Here is a 25,708-nt window from a genome sequence, read left to right as displayed (position 1 = left end):
TCTAACCGATTTGTGAAATTCTGAGTAACTTGCTTAAGTCGCTTTTGACTTGGTAAGGATCGTAGCCCGGAGCGTATTGCATCATCAGATTTCCTAGTGGGTCCATGATGATCAGCATGCCTTCCGGCAAGGGCTGCGCGTTTAATTGTGTTAACTTTTCCTTTAAGGAGACGGCTGGCAAGGCTTTTAATAAGCGACCGTCATCGCGCCATTCCGCCGGCAGCTGATAAGTTTTTTCAAACAACACCGCCAAGCGGCGAATCCGGGCAATATCCTTACCCATCATCAATGTCAGTTGATGGGTTTTATACAAGGCATCGCGACAGGTTTCCCCGCAGTCCCTCGGCACAGGATTGACCAACACCCAATGGCCTTTCAACTCCTGCATATTTTGCGCAGAAAATGTGTCGTAACCGGAAAATTCATCAGCCGAGGTTACTTGCGGTGGAGTGATCAGCACGCCATTGTTGGTGCCTAGCCTAACGATGTCCGGATTTTTCGCCAAAAACCACGCAAACCCAAAGGGCACGATGGACATGGCGAATATCACTACGATGGTGATGCGGTTTTTTTTATATTGATTATCCACGGTGTATTTTTCGACTGCTAATCCAAATAAATAGGGCTGTTAAGGTCAGCGCTAAGCCGAACCATTGTACTGCATAGGCCCTATGTTTTTCAGGTGGGATTGCCACAGCAATCTTCCATTGCCGTTGATAGCCATCGGGCTGCGCCGAGTCGAGTTCGATCTGATAATCGGCCAACGCATATCCCAACCTATCCGCCAAGAGTTGGCCATCTATTACTTGTACTCTGACCGGCCAAGTTTCCCCCGGAATTTCCGCACCTTTTAATTTCAGACCTGGCTCAGGAAAACGGTTAATTCTGCCACGTACTTGCTGCGTCACAGTGCTGATACCAATGTCCGGCAAAACTTCGCGGGAAGCGCCTAACGGAATCCAACCACGGTTCACTAATATGCCAGGCTGACCGCTATCGGGCAAAAACGGCGTTAAAACCAGGTAGCCGGGTTTGCCGTTTAGCGTTTGGTTATCGATCAAAACCTGATGGTTAATATCGTAGTGCCCAGTCACTAAAACCGGCCGATAGCGCAAAACATCCTTATCTATTCCGGTTTGAGGCGTTAAATCCAAGGCTTCCGCATTGACAGCATCTTGCTGTTGCGCCAGTAAAACCGACTTCTGTTCGCCGCGTCCCAATTGCCAAACCCCCAAACCGCACAACAAACCGAATAACAGCAGGTATCCGCTTAAGGCGAGTAATGAACAACGGAATTCGATACCCCGCATACTAAATTTGATCATCGGTGACTGCTCCTGGGTGGATATGTGCTATTGGCAAGCGTACCTGAATCGCCGAGAATGCAGGTTTTTATTTATTATTGCCGCCATGCTCATCAAAACGCTCACTATCGTCGCATTCCTGGCCATCGTCATCAGCCTCGGGTCCGCGCTGTTTCATATTGTCAAACACAAGGAAGACAGCGATTCGGCCAAGACCGCCAAGGCTTTAACCATGCGTATCGGTCTCTCGCTGGCCTTATTCGTCCTACTGTTCATCGCGTACGCCACAGGCATGGTTCAACCCCACGGCATCGGTGCCCGCATGCATGCCAACCAAAATCCAGCAACTGCAACGTCAAACCCTTAAAAATCGACAAAAAAAAAGCGCGATCCGTAAAGACCGCGCTTTTTCCGGTTTGATTAACAGCTGTTACATCATGTAAACAAACACGAACAGACCCAACCAGACCACGTCGACAAAATGCCAGTACCAAGCGGCTGCTTCAAAGGCAAAGTGGTTTTCCGGGGTGAAATGACCTTTCCAGCTTCTGAACAACACGACCGATAAAATAATTGCACCGACACAGACATGGAAACCGTGAAAACCGGTCAACATAAAAAAGGTTGAACCGTAGATGCCCGAACCCAGAGTCAAACCCATTTCATGGTAGGCTTCGTAATACTCGGTCGCTTGGAATGCTACGAACAAAAAGCCCAAACCAACAGTAGCGATCAAACCTTTGATCAGTTGATCGCGATTTTTTGCTAACAAACCGTGATGCGCCCAAGTACAAGTTACACCGCTGGACAACAGCAACAAGGTATTCAGAAACGGTAAACCAAACGCACCCATCGGTTCGAAATCACCACCTACTTTACCGGGACCGTTGGTAGGCCAAACTGATTGAAAAGCCGGCCACAAAGTATCGTGTGTCGAACGGCCCGGCCCGCTTGGAAAGCCGGTTTCACCCAGCCAAGACACGGACAAATTACGTGTGTACCAAAGTGCACCGAAGAAAACGGCGAAGAACATGACTTCGGAAAAAATGAACCACATCATGCCCATACGATAAGAAATACCGACACCGTGGTTGTACATACCGGATTCGCTCTCCGTAGACTGCAACGCAAACCACAAACCAAGCATCACCAAAAATATCACAAAACCCGTCAGCATCATGCCGGAACCGATCGACGAACCGTTCAGATGATTAGCAAACCCCGCCAGCGTCATCATCAAACCGCCGGTAGCCAAAACCGGCCATACGGCTTTATGCGGTATGTAATAACTATCGTGTGTAGACATATCCTTCCCCTCTATTTTTTACTGATGTTAGTGTTATCAAAAAAAGTGTATGCAAGCGTGACGGTTTTATAGCGTTCGGGTAACGCCGGCTCCACAACGAAACGAACCGGCATGGTTTTTTCTTCGTTTGCTGCAAAAGTTTGTTCAGAAAAGCAAAAGCACTGAGTCTTTTTAAAAAACTCTGCCGCCAAGCCGGGGGTAATACTAGGTATCGCTTGGGCAATCATAGGCTTGTTAGTGGTATTTTTGGCATAAAAATTAACGGTGTAGTATTCACCGGGATGCACTTTCATGCTTTTCACTTCTGAACGGAACAACATCGGAGTGGACTCGTTTAAGGACGTGAGAAACTCGACAGTCACCTCCCTATTTTTATCCACCTGATACGCCGCCTCCTGAACCAATTGACCTTCAACTTTACCGTTCAAACCGGTTAAATCGCAAAGCACATCGTAAAGTGGCACCAGAGCATAACCAAAACCAAACATGGCAATTGCGACAAGCGCCAGCTTACGGACCAACTTGATATTTTTTTGCCCAATATCGTCGCTCATTGCGAGATAGCCTTAATAACCGCAAATACGTATATCGTAAAGGCCACCGCAAACAACACCAAAGCGGTCAAAATGTTTTTCTTTTTTGTATCCATTTCATTACCCAATAAGCCATGTCAAATGACATGGCTTATTTCAGTCACTCATTTCAAGCCTTAAAAATGCTCGGTAGGGATTCTCGCCGGCGGTGTGCTGAAGGTGTGATAAGGCGCAGGCGAAGGCACGGTCCATTCCAGACTGTGTTTGCTGGCATCTTCCCAAACCTCGTCACTCACTTTTTCGCCGGTTCCACCGCGGATGGTGTCGATGACGATGTAAACAAACAACAGCTGGCTAAAACCGTAGATGAAAGCACCAATACTGGACACCATATTCCAATCAGCGAATTGAATCGCATAATCGGGGATACGACGCGGCATGCCAGCCAAACCCAGGAAATGTTGCGGGAAGAACAAGATGTTTACCGATACCGCTGACAACCAAAAATGCAGCTTGCCGATTTTCTCGTTGTACATATTGCCGGTCCATTTAGGTAACCAGAAATAACCGGCAGCCATCAGAATGAAAATAGACGCAGGCACCAAGGTGTAGTGGAAGTGGGCAACGATGAAATAGGTATCGTGGTATTGAAAATCCACCGGCGCTACCGACATCATCAAACCGGTGAAACCACCCATCGTAAACAGCACCACAAACGCAATCGAAAACAGCATCGGCGTTTCGAAGGTCATAGAGCCCTTCCACATGGTTGCGGTCCAGTTGAACACTTTCACTCCCGTTGGAATCGCAATTAGCATGGTGGCGTACATAAAGTACAACTCACCGGCAACTGGCATACCCACGGTAAACATGTGGTGGGCCCAAACGATGAAAGACAAGAAGGCAATCGCACCGGTCGCATACACCATAGAGGCATATCCAAACAGCGGCTTACGGGCAAATACCGGAATGATGGTCGACGCCACACCGAAGGTCGGCAGAATCATCACATACACTTCAGGATGTCCGAAGAACCAGAAGATATGCTGATACAACACGGGATCACCGCCGCCGGCTGCATCGAAGAAGCTGGTGTCGAAGAATTTGTCGGTCAACAGCATAGTTACCGCACCGGCAAACACCGGCATGATAGCGATCAACAAAAACGCAGTGATCAACCAAGTCCAGACGAACAATGGCATTTTCATCAAGGTCATGCCAGGCGCGCGCATATTAAAAATGGTGGCGATCACATTGATAGCACCCATGATGGATGAGATACCCAACAAATGCACAGAGAAAATAGCGAACGGGAAGGATTTACCGTTTTGGAAAACCAAGGGCGGATAAAAAGTCCAACCACCCGATGGCGCGCCACCTTCCATGAACAAAGTGCTGGCCAACAACAATACGCCTGCCACCAACATCCAGAAGCTCATGTTGTTCATCCGTGGCAAGGCCATATCCGGCGCACCGATCATCATCGGAATCATCCAGTTGGCCAAGCCAACGAACGCCGGCATGACGGCGCCGAACACCATCACCAAAGCATGCATGGTGGTCATGGAGTTAAAGAAGTTTGGATCGACAAATTGCAGGCCAGGCTCGAATAATTCAGAGCGTATAACCAATGCCATGGCACCACCGACAAAAAACATTGCCAGACCGAATACCAGATACAAGGTGCCTATATCTTTGTGGTTGGTGGTAAATATCCACCGTAAAACGCCCTTCTCAGGGCCGTGATCGTGGTGATCGTGATGATCATCATGTTCAGCTACGACAGCAGTCATACTTTATACCTCAGCAAAAATTAGAAAATGAGTTCATTGCGAAAATCAGTGAATTACTCATCATCGTCCCATTTAGGTGTGATTTTATTAGGCTGAATCTCATCACCCACGTTGTTACCCAATGCCGGCGCGTTTCTGATGTAAGTGATCAGTTCGGCCAATTCGTCATCCGGCAATTTTTTGAAGGCCGGCATTTTGCTCGTACCTGCCTGAATAAAACCAATCAGCTGATCCATATTGCCGGTGACTTTCGCGCTGCCTCGCAAAGCGGGGAACCAACCGGAGATGCCGTTACCATCGATCTGGTGGCAAGCCACGCAGTTTTTCAGATAAACAGACTCACCTTTTGCCATCAGCGTGTTGCGGGTTTGGTCGCTCAAGTCAGGTGCTTGGTTCTGTTTCTCCAGAGTCGCTTTCACCCAGGCGTCGTATTGATCCTGCTCCATCGCCACTACCACCACAGGCATGAAGCCATGGTCTCGACCGCATAGCTCGGTACATTGGCCGCGGTAAGTGCCTGGTTTATCAACTGAAGTCCAAGCTTCGTTGATAAAACCGGGGTTGGCGTCTTTTTTCCAGCCCAGATCAGGCACCCACCAGGAGTGAATCACGTCGCCAGCAGTAAACAGAAAGCGGATTTTCTTACCAACCGGCACCACCAGCGGCTTGTCCACATTCAACAAGTAATTGGGCACGTTACGCGGGTCCATGGAACTGACCCTATGAGTTTTTTCGCTGGCCTCGTCTAAATGGCTTTCGAAATGCACGCCGCTATCCAGGTATTCATACTCCCAATACCATTGTTTACCGGTGACTTTAATGCTCATCTCTGAGTCCTGCACCTTGTCCAAATCGATTACGGCTTTGGTGGCAGGAATCGCCATACCCACCAGAATCAGGGTGGGTATGATGGTCCAGATGATCTCAACAGTCGTATTCTCATGAAACTGCTCGGCTTTATGGCCCTTTGATTTACGATGATGATAAATCGAGTAAAACATAGTGCCGAACACCGCGATCCCAATAAACACGCAGATCCACAGAATCAGCATGTGCAAATCGTAGAGCTCGTTACTGAGTTGCGTCACGCCCTTCATCAGGTTGAGTGTATAGTCCGCATGCGCAGTCCCCAAGCCTAAAGCCATCAGGACTAAACAAGCGAGCAGTTGCTTTGTTTTCTTCACGGAGCAGCCTCCCCATTGGTAGTTATAAACTTGTATGCGTTATATCTTCGTAATATCGTCGCAAGACCCTTTAACCGGCGAACAATTCCATTTACTGATAATTATCATAAATTAACTGGGCAATTTTAACCCATGACTCACCCACAAACCAGAAGAGGTTTTCCCGTTTGTAAAAAATACACATAAAAAAGGCTTGGGAACATCGCTGCTCGCAAGCCTTTTGTTGCGTAATAGAGACAGATTTATGCTGTCATTACTTCAATGCTTCAGAATACGCCATGTCGAATTTAGGAATATGGCTATCCAACCAGCTTTTGACCAATTGCCCCACGTCTTCGGTGACTTCGGCTTCGCCAGCATGAAATTTTTTCTGTAAATCCGCGCAGATACCGATCAACGCTTCGTGCTCGGCTTTGTGCCTATCATAACCAGCAAAGCCCTTTGCCACCATTTCCTTTTCTTCGTGAGCAAAGTGATCAACCACATAGGCAATCAGTGCATCCAGCGAAGCGCCAACGGTTGCGCGCGCGGCGCCGCCCGTGGCTTCATCGTACAGTTTATTCAGCAAACCGAACAAGGTTTGGTGCTCTTGGTCGGCAAATCCGACATTAGTGCCATATTGAGCCGCAGTCCAAGTAATTAAAGCCATATAACGTCTCCTGGTTGTTTTTGTAATGGAGTCGTCATTTTGAACATCTGCTCTTCATTTTTTTTGATTTACATCAACTTTTTGCCAGTTTGGCAAACTCAATTTAGCCGCCAACAACTCAAAATCACCGGCAGCCGAAAACGGCAAAATCCCCAATAGAGGCGCATCCAGACGCTCACGTAAATACGTTAGATTACCGTCAAAACCCGGCATAGCCTGATCAATTTGCACCGCCACCCAACCGGCACAAGACAAGCCGGCCTGATGTATGGCCGACATAGTCAAGCGCGCGTGATTGATACAACCCAGCCTGACACCCACCACCAGAATCACCGGCAAACGCAAGGCTTGCGCCAGACCGGCGTTGTCCAAAACCCCGCTCATTGGCGAATACCAACCGCCTGCACCCTCGACCAGCACCACATCAGCCCGTTGTTGTAAGCGGGTAAATCCATCCGAAATAACATCCACTGAAACATCCACACCACCGCAAGCCAAATGGGGAGATATTGCCGCTTCAAAAGCGTAGGGGTTGATTTGCCGGTATTCCAGTGACACCGAAGCGTATTGCTGCATCAGTAGCGCATCGGAATTTTTCAGCATTCCGTTATGCCATTCACAGCCGGCGGCCACCGGCTTCATCCCCACCGTACTCAAGCCTTGCATTTGCAGGTAGCGCATCAAGGCAATCGTCGCCCAGGTTTTGCCGACGTTAGTATCCGTACCGGTAATGAAGAACGCGGATTTCATAACCTTGCCCGCACGACAATAATTTCATAGCTGGCCACTACTTCACCGCCTACCATACTGTTCTCGTAGCGCCGAATCATGCGCTGCAATTGCGAACGGGTGGTGGGTCGCCGATTTCTGGCATCGCTAACATTATGCGCCCCCAGGTCTTTTAGCTCATGCATCAAAGCCAGTACCGTGGGGTAAGATAAACGATACATCACAGTATCCACATCAACCCGCCCAAAACCAGCAGCCCTTAAAAAACCGCCAATCTGCCCCGCACTATAAAAATCGTTAACATGAACAAAGTCGTCGACACCGGTCCAAGCGGCTTTCAATTCTTTTAAGGTTTCCGGACCGAAGGTTGAAAATACCAGCTGCCCATCCTGACGCAATAATCGCCGCACATCGGCAAATACCGCCGGCAAGTCCTGACACCACTGCACGGCCAGATTCGAATAAACTTGTTGCAGACTGTTATCCGCAAAAGGTAGTTTTTCGGCATCGGCACAAACATATTCTACCGATACAGCACCGTTGTTCCGTCGCGACGCTTGCAGCATGGGCAATGCAATATCCAATGCCAAACAAGACTGATTCAGCCCATCTAACGGCAAACATCGCGTCAAAAAACCGGTGCCGCACCCAATATCCAGCACCCAGCCCGGTGCGGATTGCAACGGATATTTTTGCAGCAGGGCTAATCCCACCTGGCGTTGCAACATCGCCGCCGAATCATAACTCCCAGCCGCCGCCGCAAACGAATGCCTAATTTTGGCTTTATCCAACACGGCAAAACTCATTCAGCCGCAGCAACGATGTCGCATAACTGCTGGGCGTGCGATAAAAAAGGCACATGTCCGGCATTTGCCAGCAGATGCAGTTTGACGCGCGAATTTAAAGTTTTTACAGCTTGCCCGGTTTGTACCGGAATCAAAGTATCTTTATCGCCTTGCATGACCGTGGTCGGACAGTGCAAGCCCACCACGGACTTGCGCAAATCGCTATTTTTCAGAATTTGCAAACCACCCTGCAACGCATCACACGCCGGCGCATCGCACTCCTGCACGGCCAAGCGCAATTGCTGTAATAACTGCCGGCTTTCCGGCAAGCCCTGAACTTGCAAACCCAAAAAGCGCTGCAAGGTCAATTTCGTGTCATCGCTAAGCTGGGCGACAAAACCATCCAACACTTCCGGCCTCACTCCCGGCCAATCGGCAGTTTTGACAAATTTAGGATTGCCGGACAGCAAAAACAACGACCGCACTCGGTCCGGACGGCGCGCCGCCATATCCAAAGCCACCGTCGCGCCCAGCGACCAACCCAACACGCTAAAGCGATTGACCGGAATCGCATCGAATAAAGCGGACGTAATAGCCGACAGGTCATATGCATCCAAACCGGCACTGCGGCCGTGACCGGGTAAATCCAGGCAAATCACCTGGCGATGCCGAGCCAGTTGCCTGGCAAACTCGCGCCAAATACCGCTATGCATCGCCCAACCGTGCAGCATGACCAACGGTAATCCCCGGCCGTATATTTCTCTATGAATACCGGTCATGGCAAAGCCTTGGCCAATGCATACAGTAACGCATCGACCTTCTGTTCTGTGTGATTGGCGGAAAAAGTGATCCGCAAGCGCGCACTGCCGGCCGGCACGGTCGGCGGCCGAATCGCACTGACCCAAAATCCTTGCTCCAGCAAGCGCTGGCTGGCCGCCACGGTTTGGCCGCTGTCGCCAATCAGAACAGGTTGAATCGCGGTAAAAGAGTCCATTAGTCGCAGGCCTTGTTGTTGCGCACCTTGCCGGAAACGGGAGATTAGATTTTGCAGCTGTTCGCGGCGCCAGGACTCAGCTTGCAGCAAACGCAGACTGGCGCGAGTCGCCTCGGCAACAGCCGCCGGCAAGGCGGTGGTGAAGACATAACTCCGAGCTTTTTGAATCAGCATCTCGATCAAATCCTCGGAACCGGCCACGAAGGCGCCGAAGGTCCCAAATGCCTTGCCCAAAGTCCCAATCAGAATGGGTACGTCATCCTGACTCAAACCGAAATGCTCGACAATGCCGCCGCCGTTTTTACCGAGTACGCCAAAACCATGGGCATCGTCGATCAGTAAGCCGGCATGATGTTGTTCGGCCAACTCGACCATCGCCGGCAGCGGCGCCAAATCGCCGTCCATACTGAATACACCGTCGCTGACCACCAAAGCCTTGCCGGCGGCAGTAGACAACTTGGCTCGTAAGTCCTCGACCTCCACGTGTCGATAGCGCTGAAAACGCGCCCGTGACAACAGACCGCCGTCCAACAGAGAAGCGTGATTCAAACGGTCCTCCAGCACTGTATCGCCGCGACCCAACAATGCCGAAATCACGCCGAGATTGGCCATATAACCGGTCGAAAATAGCAAGGCTCGTTCCCTTCCGGTAAATGCCGCCAATTCTTCTTCCAAACCATGATGCGCGCTACTGTGACCGCAAATCAGATGCGCGGAACCGCTGCCAACTCCGAAGTGATCGACACCAGCTTTAAACGCTGCAGCAACCTCGGGATGATTGGCCAGCCCCAGATAATCGTTACTGCAAAAATTGATCAGCTGCCGGCCATCGACATTCAGCGTAATGCCTTGCGGACCATCGACTACCCGGCGGCGCCGATACAGGTTATCGCGCTCCAGTTGCCGCAGTTGGCCGGCAAAATCGTAGAAATTATTGGCCATTAGGCGTAGGTGGAACCGCCCATTTTAACGCCCAAGCGCTCAAACAACTGCTGGTCGTGGTTAGTCATCGGGTTATCGGTGGTCAGCAGTTTATCGCCATAGAAAATCGAGTTGGCGCCGGCCAGGAAACACAAAGCCTGCATCTCGTCGCTCATCGCTTTCCGTCCCGCCGACAAGCGTACCCGCGACTGCGGCATTAGAATTCTGGCCACGGCGATGGTACGCACAAACACGATAGGATCCAGCGCTTCGGTGCCGTGCAGAGGCGTACCTTCCACCTGCACCAACATATTGATAGGGACGCTTTCCGGATGCTTGGGCATATTCGCCAGTTGCAACAACAATTTGGCGCGGTCGGTTGCCGACTCGCCCATCCCGACAATCCCGCCGCAACACACATTGATGCCGGCGTCGCGTACCCGTTCCAAAGTATCCAGGCGATCCTGATAAGTGCGAGTAGTGATGATTTCGGAATAGTAATCTTCGGAGGTGTCCAGATTGTGGTTGTAATAATCCAGGCCGCCGTCCTTCAAAGCTTGCGTTTGTTTATCGCTGAGCATACCTAGCGTTACGCAAGTTTCCATACCCAGCGCTTTCACGCCCTGCACCATTTCCACGACTCTTTCGATGTCTCTGTCCTTCGGACTACGCCAAGCCGCACCCATGCAAAACCGCGACGCGCCCTGCTCCTTGGCTTGCTGCGCGGCTTTTAAGACGGCGTCAACCGGCATCAAAGCTTCCGGATTTAAATCGGAGTCGTAGCGCGCACTTTGCGGGCAATAGCCGCAATCCTCGGAGCAGGAACCGGTTTTGATGCTCAACAAACTGCTCACCTGGATCTCGTTGGGATCGAAATACACCCTGTGCACGCTTTGCGCCTGAAAAATCAAATCGTTAAACGGTAGCGCCAGCAAAGCTTCGACTTCGTGTAATTGCCAATCGTGACGGATGGTGGCCTTTGATTCCAAGGGTTTCTGGCTTGCAGACATTCTGATAATCTCCGAAAAGTGAGGACAAAACCGGCGTCGGACACCGACTCATCAACCTGTATTTAAAATTATGGTAAACAACTGGCTGAACATTATACAGAAGAAATTGCTGCCGCCACGTTGCGTGTTATGCGCAAGCCCGGGATGCGGCGATTTAGATTTGTGCCTGGGCTGCTTGACCGACCTGCCGCGCAATCTTTCGTGCTGCTACCGTTGCGGAGAACATTTCGAGACCGCGATTGATATGCCGCAACTCTGTGGCCGCTGCCTGAAAAAATCGCCGGCCTTCGACGAGACCTATGCGCCGTTTTTATACCAAAGCCAGATGCGCTATTTGATCGGCCAATTAAAGTTTGCCAACGATTACAAAAACGCCCGCTTAATCGCGGCCCTGCTGGCCGAGCATATTGCCGATAGCGCGGAGCTGCCGGATTGTCTGTTACCCGTACCGTTACATCCCAAGCGTTACCGCGAACGCGGCTTCAATCAATCGATAGAAATTGCCCGGCATTTATCCCGGCAGCTCCGCATTCCGCTGGATTTGTATAGCTGCGTTCGCCAGCGCGATACCGGCCACCAAACCGGCTTACCTGCCAAGCAACGCCGGAAAAACATGCGCCTGGCTTTCAAGATTGTTAAGCCACTGACGTTTCAACATATTGCAATCATTGACGATGTCATGACCACCGGCGCCACTGCCTCGGCGCTGGCCGCCACGCTAAAACAAGCCGGAGTCGGTAAAGTCGATGTATGGGTTTGCGCGCGAGCCTAAAATACCGTCTTAATTATCCCGGACGGCCGAGGCGGCCAGCGGTAAACCGGAATTTTGCAAGGCATTAAGAGTGGTCAGCAACTTTTCACGCCGCGAACCCAACAGCTGAAAACCGTGCATCAGCATCGTGATTTCATCCTGCAAATTGTGTTGATCGACGCCCATGACATTTAAAGCCTCGACCGCCGACGCCAGCGCCAACTCGTGCCGACTTTGGTAAGGCCGTTTAAAGCGGGTCTGAAAGCCGTCCCGCAATTTTTGCAGCAATTCTTCGAAATGCTGTTCGGTGAAATCGTCGGCCTGCATGCGTTCCAGCAACATCTGCTCGGCATCGAATACCTCGGTGTGAAAAGCCTGCCGATAAGCCGCGCATAATTGTTCCACCAAATTTTTATGCTGTTCTTGCTGTCCTTGCAGTTGCGCCACCAATCGCGCCGCATTTTCTTCCAGGCTGAACATTGGCCGTTGATAACGCATCGCATGCAAAGCCTCCAGCGTCGCCACCAATTCAATCAATCTGGGCTCGGCATAATTTTCGGTTTCCAGCCAGCGATAAAACAGCGGCTTGAAGGCATTCGGAAAACGGCCGAATTGCTCGCAGTAGGTTTCTACAAATTCGCCGATAAAGCGTTCCAGCGCCGGTTGATCGAGCAGTTGCCGCTTCATCGCCAACAACAACCTCCGACTCAACTCACTGATACTCATTTCCGCTCTATCAGCAGGACTTAGCGCGTTAACCGGCTCAGCATCGGCATCATCACCCACAATTTGCCTGGTCGGCGTAGCACTTAACAGCCTTTGCCAGTACTCCACCAACCCGGTACCTGCGGTTTCGCACCCGATGTGCTTGATAATATTGTCCGCCAAGGCCAACAAACAGCGACTGGCCGGGGAATTGACAGCCAAATCCACAACCGACATCTGTAAAGCCACGGCTTTGGGCAGATTCTCGTCGCGAATCACAAAGCCGCCGTACTCCACTTTCAATTTCAAGCATTTTTCCGCCACGGCGGCAAACCGCCGATAGGTATCGGTCGCAGCCGGGTAATCCACGGCCTGATTGACCAAGACGCGCAGGCTGCCCGTATACTGGCGGGTATTCAAAGACTTCAGCAGCGCAAAGGCATCGGTTAGCGCCGCAGGATCACCGCTGACCACTAAAAAAGTTGATTGCGCCAATTCGATAAAGCGCAACAGCGTTTCGGTATGCGTCGCAGCCGTGTCGATCAAAAAATAATCGAATTGCGTTTCCAGATCCGCCAACGCAGCCGCCAGCCTATGTGTCTGCTCGGCGGAGACCGGCGCACCACCCATTAGATGCGCAGCTGACACGACGCCAACACCGTCGCCGGTTTTCAGCAACACCTCAGCAATGGCCTTTTCACCGCGTAACACCTGCTCCAGGCGATGTGCCGGCCGCAGCCCGAGCAATGCATTGATATTGGACAAGCCGGTATCGACATCGACTACGCAGACCCGCTTGCCGCGCAAAGCCATTGCCGCCGCTACATTAGCCACCACACTGGTTTTACCGACGCCGCTCTTGGCACCGGCAAACACGATAAGGTGCGGTTTTGATGGGCCCTGTTCTGAGATATATAAACTGTCCATGATGGCAATGAAATAGGCTGTTTAGGTCGCGTACAGATCGGCAAACCAAACCAGCCGAATTCGGGCAATATTGTAAGCCCAAACTTATAAATTCATGAATTCATACAACAAACCAAATTGTAAATGTCGGCACATAAGCGACAGCCCGGACCGTATCGCCGGCGAATGGTCGATTAACCACCGTCTTCACGTATAATGCCCCGTCCACAAAACGACTACACATGCTATGACCACACCGCGTCTCGCCTGGGCTATTACCGGCTCCGGACACTATATAGAAGAATGTCTTGAATACATGCTAACGCTGGATAATGTTGATTTGTATTTGAGTCAGGCCGGCGAGGAAGTTTTGAAAATGTACGGTATTCGCCTGGACGACATCCGCGCCAAGATGCCGGTGTATCGGGATAAAGCCGCCTCGGCGCCACCGGTCGGTTTGTTCTACAAAGGTCATTACCACACCTTTGTGATGGCCCCCACTACCTCCAATACCATCGCCAAATGCGTGTTGGGCATCGCCGATTCGTTGATCACTAACCTGTATTCCCAGGCCGGCAAATGCCGCGTGCCCAGCATCGTTTACCCTTGCGACACCCAGCCGGAGATTGAAACCACCGCGCCCGGCAAGAAAAAATTCATGGTCTATCCGCGCCCAATCGACCTGGAAGCCACCGACAAAATCCGCAGCTTTCCTTACACCCAAGTGGTTGATGATGTCGAGCAGCTAATCGTTGCCGTCAACACGCGATTGGCCAGTCTATGACCGAACGCATCCTGTTCATCACCGGCCGGCTGGCGGAGAAACAAGTCCGGCAAGTATTGGAAAAAATGCAGCCCGACTTTCAATACAAGGTGTATGTGATGGGCGTAACGGTGGCGGCGTTGATTACCAGCGACATGATCATCCGCCGCTTGCCGGACGCGCAAGGCGCTGACCGGGTGATTTTACCGGGCCGCTGCCGCGGCGATCTTTACGCATTAGCACAACACTTTGGTGTGCCATTCGAACGCGGTCCGGAGGAAATCAAGGACTTGCCGCAGCATTTTGGCCTGGCCGCTCAGCATTACGACCTCAGCCAATACCAAACCAAAATTTTCGCGGAAATCACCGACGCGCCTAGCATCAGCGTCGAGGCGGCGATTGAGCGCGCTTATTATTACAAAGCCAACGGCGCGGATGTGATCGATATTGGCTGCCTGCCCGGCACGCCGTTTCCACATCTGGCTGAGTGCATCCTCACCTTGAAACAAGAAGGCTTTACCGTCAGCATCGACTCGCTGGAAGACGCCGATCTGCTCGCAGGCGGCCAAGCGGGTGCCGATTACATGCTGAGCCTGACCACCAAAAGTCTGTGGATTGCCGAGGAGGTGGCGACAACGCCGATTCTGATTCCGGAAACGCACGGCGACTTGGACACGTTGGACGAGGCCATCGCGATCTTACAGCGTAAAAACCGCGCTTTCATCGTCGATCCCATCCTCGATCCAATCCACTTTGGTTTCACCGACTCCATCGTCCGCAATCATGAATTCCGCCGCCGCTATCCGGACGTGGAAATGATGATGGGCGTCGGCAATCTCACCGAACTGACCCACGCCGACACCTCCGGCGTCAACGCGATTTTGTTGGGGATTTGTTCGGAGTTGAATATTAACCATATTCTGGCAACGGAAGTGAGTAAACACGCGCGCCGCGCCATCAAGGAAGCCGACAGCGCCCGCCGCATCATGTACACCGCCAAGCGGCACAATACCCTGCCCAAGCATATCGCGCCGGATTTGCTGACCGTGCATGACAGCTCGCCGTTTTTGAACAGCCGCGAGGAAATCGAAAGTTTGGCTGCGGAAATTAAAGACCCCAGTTACCGCATCCAAGTCAGCAGCGACGGCATTCATGTATTTAACCGCGATGGCCTGCACACCGCACAAGACCCATTTGATTTATACCCCAAACTGCACGTCGAAACCGACGGCGGCCACGCCTTTTATTTGGGTGTGGAACTGGCCCGAGCCGAGATAGCCTGGCAGTTGGGCAAGCGCTTCACCCAGGATCAGCAATTGAGTTGGGGCTGTGCCGCGCAAGGCACCGAGCCGACGGTGGATTTACATACCTTCAAACCCGCCGGCAACACCTTAAAAAAGCACGAAGACTAAGCCGTTTGTCGGTTGCGCTTGTCGTAAACTCGACAAAGCCTCAATCCGGCTTTGCGTTAGTCTCGCCAAACCCCCGCTATTTCGGCCTCAGTTCATTTGGTATTGGTCTTGCTTGTTTCTTGGCTAAATCCCATTCACCCGAACGAGCCCTCGCACATGCCCGAGTTTCCGTTAAAACTGGCGGTCGCCACCAAGGACAACATTTCCATCAACGAACATTTCGGCCATGCCACGAAGTTTTCCGTGTATAGCGTCTCCGAAGCCAGTTGCGAATTATTAGAAACCCGCGAAGTGGCCAATTACTGCCTGGGCCAGCATGCCGACGAGTCCGCAATGCCCGGCATTTTGGCAACCATTAAAGACTGCTACGCAGTGTTCGTGGCGCGTATCGGCGACGGTCCCACCGCCAAAGTCCATGCCATCGGTGTGCGCGCGGTTTCTGAATACGCCTATGCGGCGGTTGAAGAATCCTTGCTGGACTATGCCAAGCGCACCGCAGCCGGCGAGGAGATCGGATGACCCCTGAGCATGTGCAGCAATGGGTAAAAGATCACCCCATCAGTCCGATTCACGTCGATTGCGCGGTGACGGTGATGCTGAAAATCATCGACGGCAAATGCAAGATGCGGCCGACTGAAAAAGTGGTGATGGCGCTGCTGTACGACTGCGTCAAACACTTGCCTGGGCAACTGCTGCCAGCCGATCTACATCCTTTGATTGCGACCGCCCGCACTCGTGAAGACGACGAAGCCCTGAAAAATCTGATTTACGAAAAACGTCTGATGGCGGAAACCGCGATTTCCCGGCCGGTGATGAAAGGTTTTAAAGCGATGATCCGCGAGCAAGGCTTGCTGGAGCGCCGGGATGTAGAAGAAACGGAAGCCTAAGTCGCGTTCAATCGAAAAAATCGAAACTCAGCTGTCCGCCCAAGCTTGGTGGACGAAACAAATCGCTGCGCAATGCCGGTAGAGAACCCGTTAGTTCCAGCTTTCTGGTAATCAGCTTGAAACGCTGCGCCAGCAAATCGGCGTAACTACCACTACCCGTTTGGCGTTGATGAAACGCCGCTTCGTAAGCTTTGCCGCCGCGGCTGTCTCTGACTCGATTCATCACGTGCTCGGCTTTCAGCGGGTAGTTTTGTTGCAGCCATTCTGCAAATAAATCCGCCGTTTCCAAGGGCAAGCGCAACAGAATGTATTGCACGCTTTGCGCGCCGGCCGTATGAGCCGCGCTGACGATGCTTTCCAGTTCGTAATCGGTGAGAACAGGGATTAAAGGCGCCAGCATCACGCCAACCGGAATCCCGGCTTCCCGTAAGCGCGCTAATGCCTCCAAACGACGTTGCGGCGCAGCGGCGCGCGGCTCCAGCGTCCTGGCAAGCGTTCTATCCAGCGTGGTAATCGACAGGTAGACGCCAACCAAACCCTGCCCGGCCATCGGCGCTAAAATATCGATGTCGCGTTCGATCAAGGCCGATTTGGTGACGATACTGACTGGATGCCGGGTCTCTGATAGCACTTCCAAAATCTGCCGCATGATGCGCTGCTGCCGTTCCAGCGGTTGGTAAGGATCGGTGTTGGTTCCCAAGGCCAGCGGCGCGCAACGATAACTGCGTTTGGCCAACTCTTCGCGCAACAAACGTGCAGCGTCAGGCTTAACCAGAATTTTGCTCTCGAAATCCAGACCGGCAGAATAGCCCAAGTAGGCATGGGTCGGCCTGGCAAAGCAATAAATACAAGCATGCTCGCAACCGCGATACGGGTTTATCGACCGATCAAACGGAATATCCGGCGAATCGTTATAGGTAATCACCGATTTGCTGCTATCGATAATGACTTCGGTGGGCAACGGCGGCAACGCTGCATCCAAACTGCCCCAGCCGTCGTCTTCAGCCTGCCTGTTCAATTTTTCAAACCGACCGACTGCATTACTGATACTGGCGCGACCTTTGTAAATTAATGGCTTAGGCATAGCATCATCTTCAAGCAATTGATAACTGGGCAAAGGGATTATACCCAGCACGCGCCAATCTCCAGATAGTCGCACAGATTTTGCCAACCGACATTGGCTTTACCGGTTCAGCGTCTAATCTTACATCCGCTCTTGAACGCTCATCAGACGAAGACCAGACAAACGATGAAAAAGCCGCTGATTAAATATACCACCGGGTTAAACTAAATTTATCTGCTGCCAAATCGACGGTAACGGCGGTTGCTATCAAAACGGCCTCACTGGCACACTCATTCTGGCAAGGAGCTATCTATTGAAATGGGAGCGCCAACCGCGAGAAAAATCCAAGCTTCATAACCGTCAAGAACATGAAGGCGAACGGCATTTAAACAACGGGAAAAATCACAGCGCAAAAAAAAGCTCACATCGCTGCAAGCCTTAGTTTTGTTTGGGACAATAATGACCGCGGCGTCTAGTTAATTAAAAACTCCGAGAAAAACACATCACGAAAACCGTCGCTATTTTGAATTTTGCTCAACAGATCAGTTATCACTTGTTTGGTTTTCAAGCGTAAGGCTTCGCGCTGTTCCATGCTTTGCAGGTCGGCACTTTTCATGCCGCTAAGCATCATTATCATTTCATGACGCAGAACCGGCATGTGCTTTTTAATGACTTCCAAATGATCGGCACCTTCCACCAGTAACTGCACGTTCAACATCAGGTATTTTTTGGGCTCGGCCAGATTGACGGTAAACTTGGGTTTCATCTCCAGATACTCAATGACCGGCCCGGCGCTTTCGTCGGCTTTTTTCTCGCCGGAGTTCGCCCAGGTCATCGCCGGCAACAGCATCAAACTGATCAACAAAATAAATGTTCGCACGGATTCCTCATATAATGTAGTGACTACACCAAAAGTATATTCCAATTTCGCCATTTGACACCATGAAACCACAAGCTATCGGCCCGGTCATGATCGACATCGAGGCCCACAGCCTCAGTGCGCTGGACAAAGAAAAAATCGCTCATCCCAATACCGGCGCCTTAATCCTATTTTCCCGAAACTACGACAATCCTCGACAAGTCGCTGACTTAATCAAACAGATCCGCGCTGCACGCAACGGTGACATCCTGATCGCGGTCGATCAGGAAGGTGGCCGCGTGCAACGCTTTCAAAATGGCTTTACCCGCCTGCCGGCGGCGGCTTTTTACGCCGAGCAACCTGAGTTGGCAGAAGCTGCCGGCTGGCTGATGGCCAGCGAACTGCTGGCCGTGGATGTGGATTTCAGCTTCGCACCGGTATTGGATGTGGATTGCGGAGTCAGCGAGATCATCGGTAACCGCTCGTTTTCCCAAGACGCAAAATTAGCCGCAGAACTGGCCGGCGCATTTCGGCAAGGCATGCGTAACGCCGGCATGGCTGCCACCGGCAAACACTTCCCCGGTCACGGCGCGGTGGCACTGGATTCGCATTTGACGCTACCCGTCGACGAACGCGATCTGGAAACCATCCGCCGACAAGATTTACTGCCATTCAAACAATTGATAGTGCAAGGCCTGGAGGCCATCATGCCGGCTCATGTGGTTTATCCGCAAGCAGACCGCTATCCGGCCGGTTTTTCCAGCTTCTGGTTACAGACCATTTTGCGCGGCGAACTGGGTTTCGATGGCGCGATCTTCAGCGACGATTTAAGTATGGAAGGCGCGGCCAGCATAGGCGATTTCACCGAACGCGCCGGCCTTGCCCAGCAAGCCGGCTGCGATATGCTGCTGGTTTGCAATAATTCGGCAGCCGCCGAACAAGTGCTGGATAAACTGCCTGTCAGCCAAAACAGCAAACGCGAGCAACGCCTGCAAGCGATGCGCGGCAAATGCCAGCTCGATAAAGACGCCCTGGCAAAAAGCGACAAATGGCAAACCATTTCCAAACAAATCACGGAGTTTTATGAATCCCATGCTTGAAGAAATCGGCATTGTTAAACAGCAAGCACTTTTGCTGCACAGCGCCGACGAAGTCGAAGCGGCGTTGGATAGCATGGCGGCGGCGATCACCGACAAACTGCAAGACAGTAACCCCTTGGTGTTATGCGTCATCAACGGCGGCATCATCGCCACCGGCAAGTTACTGCCGCGTCTGGACTTTCCGTTGAATCTGGATAGCGTCCACGCCAGCCGTTACCGCAACGCCACCTCGGGCAGCGATATACATTGGCTGTTCAAACCGACCACACCATTGGCCGGCCGCACGGTATTGGTAGTGGACGATATTCTCGACGAAGGCCATACCTTACAAGCGATAGTCGAATATTGCCGGGAAGAAGGCGCCAGCACCGTTTATACCGCTGCGCTGTTCGACAAAGACCTGCAAATCACCAAACCTATCAAGCCCGACTTTATCGGCCTCACTGTCGCCAATCATTACTTGTTCGGTTACGGTATGGATTACAAGGGTTATCTTAGAAATGCACCAGGCGTATTTGCCTGCAAGGAAGTACTATGACATTGGCTATCATCGGCGGCACCGGCCTCACCCAAATCGACGCACTCACCATCACCGGTGAAGAACGCCTGACCACGCCTTTCGGCGAACCTTCTGCGCCTTATTTGCTGGGTGAGCTAAATGGGAAGAAATTGGTGTTCCTAGCCAGACACGGTAATCCGCATCGAATCCCGCCGCACAAGATCAACTACCGGGCCAATATCTGGGGTTTAAAACAGCTAGGCGTTACTGAGATTATCGGCGTCGCGGCGGTCGGCGGTATCGGCACTAAGATGGCACCGGCCGTTATTGCCATTCCTGATCAATTGATAGACTACAGCTACGGCCGCGAGCATACGTTTTTTGCAGACGATCTGGAGCATGTCACGCATATCGATTTCACCGAACCGTATACACCCTCCTTACGTGCCAGAATTATTCAAGCCGCGCAACAGGCAAATATTTCCCTCACCCCATCAGGCACTTACGGCTGCACCCAGGGGCCAAGGCTGGAAACGGTTGCCGAAATCAAACGCATGGCTAACGACGGTTGCGATTTGGTGGGCATGACGGGCATGCCGGAAGCCGCGTTGGCACGGGAACTGGGTTTGGCTTATGCCAACATCTCGGTGGTTGCGAATTGGGCGGCTGGTGTGGTGGAGGGTGAAATCACCATGGCCGAGATCGAGAAAAACTTGGAAGTTGGCATGGCCAATGCCATCGCCTTGCTGAAAGCAACGGTATTGTTCAACGACTAGCAGAAACGGAAACGGATTTTGACGAAGCCCGGATGCCCCGCCAAAATCCGAGAATTTGGGAAACGTAGATTACATTTCCCGAACCTTTGCAAAGCGCTTATCTTTTCGTGCCACCGCTGTGAAGTACATCATTGCGGTAAGCTGAGTTGGCGGAGTCTTCGGCGATATTTTTTGCCGCAGTAGCATATTTATCATGCTCGGCATTTTTTACCATCAGTACGGCGCCAGCCGCCAGTACGACAGCAATGACGATATAGAGCCAGAAATTATCTTTTTCTTGTACTTCACTCATTTTGTACCTTCCTTTTGTTGTTTGTGATGGTGGTGCTGAAAAAATTTCAACGGGGCAAAAGATAACAAACGGAAGCTTATATTTTTTGATATACATCAAACTTTTTATGGTTGTTGAATTTTATGCCTAGTCGCCGCCTATTTCTAAAGCATTCCGGTATTTTGCTGACCGCGGCTTTATTGACCGGCAAATTCGCAAACGTCCTTGCCGAGAGGTTGGCAACGCATTTTGCCGCCGACGACTTCATCACCCTTTACACGCAACTTATCGATAAGCGAACGGTGACAAGCAGCAACCAACTCAATTTGATCCTGCCCGAGATTGCTGAAGATGGCGCGGTGGTACCGGTCAGCATTACCAGCGAGCTGGAAGGCATCGAGAAACTGTATCTATTCGCCGATAAAAATCCCACGCCGCTGCTGGCGGAATTCGAACTCACACCACTCATCGCACCCCAGCTCACGGCGCGGATTAAATTAGCGGAATCTTGCAACGTGATTTTGCTTGCGGAACACAACGGAGCGCTACTGCGCACCAGCCGCTGGGTTAATGTGATGCGCGGCGGCTGCGGAACAGGTTGATATGACCAACAGTATAAAAATCAGAAGCCAACGGCGCGACGGCTATACGGAAGTTAAATTGCTGATCACGCACCCAATGGAAAACGGCCGCAATCGCGACGCCAACGGCGAATTGATTCCGGCGCATTTTATCGAGCGGTTACTGGTTAAATTAAACGATCAACTAATCCTAACCACCAATATGGCCGGCAGCCTATCCAAAAATCCGTTTTTTACGTTTAGATTAAAAGCAGGAAATAGCGGCGATAGACTCAGTGCCGAATGGACTGACAATAGACAAAACCAAGATCACGCCGAGCACGTGCTCGACTGAAGCATAGGCTAGTTAAGAATAATTTCGGCGGTCTGATTTCGGGCGCTAGCCACCAGAAAACTCAACGGCGATGCAGCAAATTGCCGTTCCAACTGCGCCAGCAGTTCCTCAGCCCGTTGCGGGTTGGCAACCGCGCAAAATCCGGTCGGCCCCCACGAAGTTTGACCTATCGCCACCGCGCCGTGCTCAGCCAGACTAGCCATCGCTGCCGCAACATCCGGACTGGTAAACACCCCACCCTGCACCGGCGCGAAGTGTTCGCCCACCGCCTGCTGCAACGCAGTAATCACTTCGCCGAATTTATTAAGATTGCCTTCAGCCAACGCCGGCAAACCCTGCATCAATAGTAAGTAACACAAGCGCTCGGCCTGAGCTTGCGGAAACGGCGGTAATTGCTGAAAAGCATTGACCTCCTGTTCGCCATGCAAACCTTGGCCGCGTTGATCAAACACCAAAATAAATCGCCAGTCCTCCGGCACCGCTATTTGCGCGATCATGGGCGGGGTTTTTGTGTCCGGTCCGCGACCGCCGTCCACCACCAAGCCGCCTGTTTCGAAGATACCAATACCAATACCGGAACGCGCACCGCGATCAGAGAGTTGCGCTATTTCCCGCACCGACAGATCCAAACCGTAAAAAGCATTCAACGCTGCACCAACAGCCAGAGCCATTTGCGTACCCGATCCTAAGCCAATATGTTCAGGAATGGCATGGTCGATAGTGATATTGAGTGCATCGGAAACGTCCAGCAGCTGACAAAATTGCCGGGTACATTTCAGCGCGCGCTCGGCGGACGGACCGCTGACTTGCAAATTATCCGCGGCGGTTATGCTGAGCTGGGTATTGATTTCGTTCAGCGCCAAACCGATGCTACCGAAATGCCGCCCCAAAGCCCCGCTTAAATCGATAAAGCCCATATGCAAGCGAGCCGGTGCTATGACCGTCACTGATTGGTACCGCGCTTTCACCACCTGGATTCCGTCAAATACTAAAGAGCCGGCATTATAGCGGATGATGTTGGCGGACCGAGATAAAATCAGCCACTTGGTGTAGATCGGCCATGAGAAAATCGGCGTGTTCGACAGCCCAGGTGTCCGCCGGCTGTAATGACGGCACGAAGACGCAAGACGCTCCAGCGGCCAGAGCAGCACTGACGCCTGTCGGCGAATCTTCCAGCACCAAACAGTCCTCGACCGGTTGTGCCAGCTCCGCGGCAGCGCGCAAAAAGATATCTGGCGCCGGCTTTGCCGCGGCGACCATATCGCCGGCAACGATATAAGAAAAAACATCCGTCAATCCGGCCCAGGCCAGGCATTGTTGCGCTGCCGCCAGTGCGCTATTCGTTGCCAGACAGAACGGCAAACGATACAGAGACAATACCTCCAACACGGCGAAAAAACCCGGTTTTACGGCGATACCGTGTTGCTGCACATGCGCAAGCCAATAATCGCTACTCAATTGTTGAAACTTGTGCAGATTGAAACCCGGACCACACTGCACCTGCAAACGCTGAGTCACTATTTTTCCGGAACAACCGGACAAGCTATCCCAAAATTCAGCCGGCAGCGCAAAACCAAGCTCATCTGCCCCGGCCTGCCAAGCCTGAACATAAGTCGGTTCGCTATCCAAAACCAGACCGTCCATATCGAAAATGACCGCCCGCCAATGCCGATCTGTCACCGGATGACCTTAATAAACTCGCCTATGGCTTCCCGATTCGAACCGACTACTATGCGCTGAACACCGTCTTGATCGACTTCCAACTGCCCGGCCACGCGAATCCGTTCACCGATTTGTGCCTGACCATTGTAAGTCGCAGTAAAACACACCACGCTATCAACTTGGGGATGTTTGATGGCAAACCGAGCGGGATAATCGAAACTGAATTGGTCTTCACACACTTCGGCGTCGATAGTGATGAAGCCCAGTTTACGATAACTTTTATCCTGTGCTTCCGGATCGGCGACCGCCAGCGACAAATCGAATTTGCGCCCATTGATCATGCCCTTGTTGTACTTGCGCTGCTCGTGCCAGACATATTCGTCAAAGGCAAAATCGCAGGCTCGCCGCTGGTAAGCCTCCAACCAGTCTTCATCGTTTAATGCCTGGCAACGATCTTCGGCAATCAAGGCTTGGACGATATTGCGCGCACGATGAAACTCGCCACGCTCGTAGCACACCAGATCAATATCGGAACTGTGTTTTTGCATAGCCACCAGCAGCGAGCCGGTCACGCCGAAACGGCTAAGGTCCAAGCCATTGGACCGCAACAAGCCGCACAGTTTATGCAAATCGGCCAATACCGGATCGCCGGGCTCCTCAGCCAACAAACGTTGCAATAATTTTTGAGGCTGATAATGCCGAACAATAGCGGCACTGGGCACGGCGTGTAAATGCGCATCAAGCAGTGCCGAATAATGCAGATACTGAGGGCAATATTGCTCAAGATGTTGGTTCGCCAATGCGGTGTCGACCTTGCGCCAAACGCCCTCCAGACAGAGGTAACGCAGAAAACATAGGACCTTCCCATTTTCCTGGCCCTGCACAACGACCGCGAAAATCAATCCTTCCGCAGTTTCTATAAAATCTTTGGCTCGATACACGGTTTTAATTGAACTCCACCCGGTTACGGCCGCCTTGCTTGGCCTTGTACAAAGCGGCGTCTGCCGCCTCCAGCATCTCCAGCGCGGTTCTATATTGGCCGACATAGGTTGCCACGCCCAAACTCAGGCTAACGCACTGAGTCTCGGTGTCGCCGTAAACGATGTTTTTTTCAAAAACTTGCCGGCGAATATTTTCAGCAAGCTTAAGGGCATCTTGCAAAGCCGTATCGGGCAGGATCGCCACGAACTCCTCGCCACCGTAGCGACAAATGAGATCACTGCTACGCTCCAATTGCTCCGTGAGAACTTTCGCCACCGCAATCAAACACCCATCGCCTTGCGGGTGCCCCAAGGTGTCGTTATATTTCTTAAAGTGATCGATATCGCAAATAATCAAAGACAACGGCGCTTTATTGCGGCGAGACAGCGCAAACTGCATGGCAAGATTGCTATCGAAATGGCGGCGATTGCCCAAGCCGGTTAATTGATCGCGCAGTGATAAACGCTCCAATTCCCGATTGGCGGCCTGCAATTCCCGCTGAGTGGTTTGCAGCTTTTGCCGCATCACATAAATCCGCTCCATCGCGATCACTGTCAATCGCAAACGGGTAGGATTCAGCGGCTTAGGCAGATAGGCGTCGCCGCCGGCCAAAATACCGTTAACGAACGACTCATCATCGTCGTGCATCGTAAAAAAAATGATGGGAAACCAATCGGCCTTTTTTAGCTCGCGGATGGCTTTCGTGGCCTCGAAACCGCTCAGCAAGGGCATTTCCACATCCATCAAAATTAAATCCACGTCTTGGTCGCCGACATATTGCAAGGCTTCGGAACCGTTTTCCGCATAGGACACCGCATGCCCCATTTCTTTCAGGCATTCCGCAACCAGCTGCCTGATCACTTTACTATCATCGACCACCAATATTTTCATTGTTCTTTTAGTTGGCTTAAGCAGACTCTAGGATTCTAGCGTAATTAATTGAACTCACA

31 protein-coding genes are annotated in these 25,708 nt (G+C 51.8%); 11 read left to right on the top strand and 20 right to left on the bottom strand.

The window, feature by feature from the left end:
- Position 1: 1 nt before the first annotated feature.
- Complete coding sequence (locus JL719_RS09960) at positions 2 to 589, bottom strand: redox-active disulfide-containing membrane protein (protein WP_033156570.1); 588 nt, start codon at positions 587 to 589, stop codon at positions 2 to 4.
- Positions 582 to 1,325, bottom strand: coding sequence for an SURF1 family protein (locus JL719_RS09955; protein WP_033156571.1), 744 nt, complete (start codon positions 1,323 to 1,325; stop codon positions 582 to 584). Before JL719_RS09955 ends, JL719_RS09960 begins: the two co-directional genes overlap by 8 nt.
- Here JL719_RS09955 and JL719_RS09950 point away from each other — a divergent pair.
- A complete protein-coding gene (locus tag JL719_RS09950; RefSeq protein WP_308441641.1) occupies positions 1,318 to 1,671 on the top strand; it encodes a twin transmembrane helix small protein in 354 nt (117 codons plus the stop codon). The two genes, JL719_RS09955 and JL719_RS09950, sit on opposite strands and share 8 nt — an antisense overlap.
- A gap of 63 nt (positions 1,672 to 1,734) precedes the next feature.
- On the opposite strand, the gene JL719_RS09945 is transcribed toward JL719_RS09950, so the two are convergent.
- The 10 genes from JL719_RS09945 to bioB form a co-directional block, all read right to left on the bottom strand.
- Entirely contained in the window at positions 1,735 to 2,610 is an 876-nt protein-coding gene (locus JL719_RS09945; protein WP_033156572.1) for a cytochrome c oxidase subunit 3, read from the bottom strand.
- Positions 2,611 to 2,621: 11 nt separating this feature from the next.
- Entirely contained in the window at positions 2,622 to 3,164 is a 543-nt protein-coding gene (locus JL719_RS09940; protein ID WP_033156573.1) for a cytochrome c oxidase assembly protein, read from the bottom strand.
- 155 nt (positions 3,165 to 3,319) lie between these two features.
- Complete coding sequence (ctaD, locus tag JL719_RS09935; RefSeq protein WP_033156574.1) at positions 3,320 to 4,936, bottom strand: cytochrome c oxidase subunit I; 1,617 nt, start codon at positions 4,934 to 4,936, stop codon at positions 3,320 to 3,322.
- Between the two features lie 53 nt (positions 4,937 to 4,989).
- Positions 4,990 to 6,120 carry a cytochrome c oxidase subunit II gene (coxB, locus tag JL719_RS09930; RefSeq protein WP_033156575.1) on the bottom strand — a complete coding sequence of 377 codons (1,131 nt, stop codon included), beginning with the start codon at positions 6,118 to 6,120 and terminating at the stop codon, positions 4,990 to 4,992.
- A 253-nt stretch (positions 6,121 to 6,373) separates the two neighbouring features.
- Entirely contained in the window at positions 6,374 to 6,769 is a 396-nt protein-coding gene (locus JL719_RS09925; protein WP_033156576.1) for a bacteriohemerythrin, read from the bottom strand.
- Between the two features lie 54 nt (positions 6,770 to 6,823).
- The gene (bioD, locus tag JL719_RS09920; protein ID WP_033156577.1) at positions 6,824 to 7,519 is read right to left on the bottom strand and encodes a dethiobiotin synthase; all 696 of its coding nucleotides are present in this window, start codon (positions 7,517 to 7,519) and stop codon (positions 6,824 to 6,826) included.
- Positions 7,516 to 8,304, bottom strand: a complete 789-nt coding sequence (gene bioC / locus JL719_RS09915; RefSeq protein ID WP_033156578.1) for a malonyl-ACP O-methyltransferase BioC — start codon at positions 8,302 to 8,304, stop codon at positions 7,516 to 7,518. The genes bioD and bioC overlap by 4 nt, the downstream gene beginning before the upstream one ends.
- A complete protein-coding gene (gene bioH, locus JL719_RS09910; RefSeq protein ID WP_033156579.1) occupies positions 8,301 to 9,062 on the bottom strand; it encodes a pimeloyl-ACP methyl ester esterase BioH in 762 nt (253 codons plus the stop codon). Before bioH ends, bioC begins: the two co-directional genes overlap by 4 nt.
- Positions 9,059 to 10,219, bottom strand: coding sequence for an 8-amino-7-oxononanoate synthase (bioF, locus tag JL719_RS09905; RefSeq protein ID WP_033156580.1), 1,161 nt, complete (start codon positions 10,217 to 10,219; stop codon positions 9,059 to 9,061). The genes bioH and bioF overlap by 4 nt, the downstream gene beginning before the upstream one ends.
- A complete protein-coding gene (bioB, locus tag JL719_RS09900; RefSeq protein WP_033156581.1) occupies positions 10,219 to 11,208 on the bottom strand; it encodes a biotin synthase BioB in 990 nt (329 codons plus the stop codon). The genes bioF and bioB overlap by 1 nt, the downstream gene beginning before the upstream one ends.
- Before the next feature lie 70 nt (positions 11,209 to 11,278).
- Here bioB and JL719_RS09895 point away from each other — a divergent pair, with 70 nt between their 5' ends.
- Positions 11,279 to 11,980, top strand: a complete 702-nt coding sequence (locus tag JL719_RS09895; RefSeq protein WP_033156582.1) for a ComFC family protein — start codon at positions 11,279 to 11,281, stop codon at positions 11,978 to 11,980.
- Positions 11,981 to 11,989: 9 nt separating this feature from the next.
- Here the strand turns inward: JL719_RS09895 and JL719_RS09890 are convergent, their stop codons facing one another.
- Positions 11,990 to 13,591 carry a MinD/ParA family ATP-binding protein gene (locus tag JL719_RS09890; RefSeq protein ID WP_051669956.1) on the bottom strand — a complete coding sequence of 534 codons (1,602 nt, stop codon included), beginning with the start codon at positions 13,589 to 13,591 and terminating at the stop codon, positions 11,990 to 11,992.
- Between the two features lie 226 nt (positions 13,592 to 13,817).
- Here JL719_RS09890 and JL719_RS09885 point away from each other — a divergent pair, with 226 nt between their 5' ends.
- From JL719_RS09885 to JL719_RS09870, 4 genes are all read left to right on the top strand, one after another.
- On the top strand, positions 13,818 to 14,354 hold the full coding sequence (locus tag JL719_RS09885) for a flavoprotein (protein WP_033156583.1): 537 nt from the start codon (positions 13,818 to 13,820) through the stop codon (positions 14,352 to 14,354).
- Positions 14,351 to 15,745 carry a DUF6513 domain-containing protein gene (locus JL719_RS09880; RefSeq protein WP_033156584.1) on the top strand — a complete coding sequence of 465 codons (1,395 nt, stop codon included), beginning with the start codon at positions 14,351 to 14,353 and terminating at the stop codon, positions 15,743 to 15,745. Before JL719_RS09885 ends, JL719_RS09880 begins: the two co-directional genes overlap by 4 nt.
- Positions 15,746 to 15,901: 156 nt before the next feature.
- Positions 15,902 to 16,264 (top strand): NifB/NifX family molybdenum-iron cluster-binding protein, encoded by a 363-nt coding sequence (locus JL719_RS09875; RefSeq protein ID WP_033156585.1) that lies wholly within the window; start codon positions 15,902 to 15,904, stop codon positions 16,262 to 16,264.
- Entirely contained in the window at positions 16,261 to 16,632 is a 372-nt protein-coding gene (locus tag JL719_RS09870; protein ID WP_033156586.1) for a hypothetical protein, read from the top strand. Before JL719_RS09875 ends, JL719_RS09870 begins: the two co-directional genes overlap by 4 nt.
- 7 nt (positions 16,633 to 16,639) lie before the next feature.
- Here JL719_RS09870 and JL719_RS09865 read toward each other — a convergent pair whose 3' ends face one another.
- Together JL719_RS09865 and JL719_RS09860 are read right to left on the bottom strand one after the other, a co-directional pair.
- Positions 16,640 to 17,716: a PA0069 family radical SAM protein gene (locus JL719_RS09865; protein ID WP_051669991.1), complete on the bottom strand. Its 1,077-nt coding sequence runs from the start codon at positions 17,714 to 17,716 to the stop codon at positions 16,640 to 16,642.
- A gap of 451 nt (positions 17,717 to 18,167) precedes the next feature.
- On the bottom strand, positions 18,168 to 18,575 hold the full coding sequence (locus JL719_RS09860) for a flagellar basal body-associated FliL family protein (RefSeq protein WP_033156742.1): 408 nt from the start codon (positions 18,573 to 18,575) through the stop codon (positions 18,168 to 18,170).
- Between the two features lie 62 nt (positions 18,576 to 18,637).
- Between JL719_RS09860 and nagZ the strand changes: the two genes are divergently transcribed.
- Genes nagZ through JL719_RS09845 form a run of 3 tightly spaced genes read left to right on the top strand, consistent with a single transcriptional unit; the run spans position 18,638 to position 20,929 of the window.
- Entirely contained in the window at positions 18,638 to 19,654 is a 1,017-nt protein-coding gene (nagZ, locus tag JL719_RS09855) for a beta-N-acetylhexosaminidase (protein WP_033156587.1), read from the top strand.
- Positions 19,647 to 20,192: a hypoxanthine-guanine phosphoribosyltransferase gene (locus JL719_RS09850; RefSeq protein WP_174843470.1), complete on the top strand. Its 546-nt coding sequence runs from the start codon at positions 19,647 to 19,649 to the stop codon at positions 20,190 to 20,192. Before nagZ ends, JL719_RS09850 begins: the two co-directional genes overlap by 8 nt.
- Positions 20,189 to 20,929: an S-methyl-5'-thioinosine phosphorylase gene (locus JL719_RS09845; protein WP_033156589.1), complete on the top strand. Its 741-nt coding sequence runs from the start codon at positions 20,189 to 20,191 to the stop codon at positions 20,927 to 20,929. Before JL719_RS09850 ends, JL719_RS09845 begins: the two co-directional genes overlap by 4 nt.
- 97 nt (positions 20,930 to 21,026) lie before the next feature.
- On the opposite strand, the gene JL719_RS09840 is transcribed toward JL719_RS09845, so the two are convergent.
- A complete protein-coding gene (locus tag JL719_RS09840) occupies positions 21,027 to 21,221 on the bottom strand; it encodes a hypothetical protein (RefSeq protein WP_033156590.1) in 195 nt (64 codons plus the stop codon).
- A gap of 122 nt (positions 21,222 to 21,343) precedes the next feature.
- Here JL719_RS09840 and JL719_RS09835 point away from each other — a divergent pair, with 122 nt between their 5' ends.
- Complete coding sequence (locus tag JL719_RS09835; protein WP_129871379.1) at positions 21,344 to 21,802, top strand: thiosulfate oxidation carrier protein SoxY; 459 nt, start codon at positions 21,344 to 21,346, stop codon at positions 21,800 to 21,802.
- Between the two features lies 1 nt (position 21,803).
- Positions 21,804 to 22,115, top strand: a complete 312-nt coding sequence (gene soxZ, locus JL719_RS09830) for a thiosulfate oxidation carrier complex protein SoxZ (protein ID WP_033156591.1) — start codon at positions 21,804 to 21,806, stop codon at positions 22,113 to 22,115.
- An 8-nt stretch (positions 22,116 to 22,123) separates the two neighbouring features.
- On the opposite strand, the gene JL719_RS09825 is transcribed toward soxZ, so the two are convergent.
- Genes JL719_RS09825 through JL719_RS09810 form a run of 4 tightly spaced genes read right to left on the bottom strand, consistent with a single transcriptional unit; the run spans position 22,124 to position 25,649 of the window.
- The gene (locus tag JL719_RS09825; RefSeq protein ID WP_256438972.1) at positions 22,124 to 23,062 is read right to left on the bottom strand and encodes a beta-ribofuranosylaminobenzene 5'-phosphate synthase family protein; all 939 of its coding nucleotides are present in this window, start codon (positions 23,060 to 23,062) and stop codon (positions 22,124 to 22,126) included.
- A 55-nt stretch (positions 23,063 to 23,117) separates the two neighbouring features.
- Positions 23,118 to 23,795, bottom strand: a complete 678-nt coding sequence (locus JL719_RS09820; protein ID WP_033156593.1) for an HAD family hydrolase — start codon at positions 23,793 to 23,795, stop codon at positions 23,118 to 23,120.
- Complete coding sequence (locus JL719_RS09815) at positions 23,792 to 24,718, bottom strand: hypothetical protein (RefSeq protein ID WP_033156594.1); 927 nt, start codon at positions 24,716 to 24,718, stop codon at positions 23,792 to 23,794. Before JL719_RS09815 ends, JL719_RS09820 begins: the two co-directional genes overlap by 4 nt.
- Before the next feature lie 4 nt (positions 24,719 to 24,722).
- Complete coding sequence (locus JL719_RS09810; protein WP_033156595.1) at positions 24,723 to 25,649, bottom strand: GGDEF domain-containing response regulator; 927 nt, start codon at positions 25,647 to 25,649, stop codon at positions 24,723 to 24,725.
- Between the last annotated feature and the right edge of the window lie 59 nt (positions 25,650 to 25,708).

Origin of the sequence: Methylomonas sp. LW13 (genome assembly GCF_016865255.1) — a bacterium.
In the GTDB taxonomy this organism is placed as follows: domain Bacteria; phylum Pseudomonadota; class Gammaproteobacteria; order Methylococcales; family Methylomonadaceae; genus Methylomonas.
Note: the sequence above shows the minus strand (reverse complement) of the source record. Positions and strands in the feature narration are given on the sequence as shown.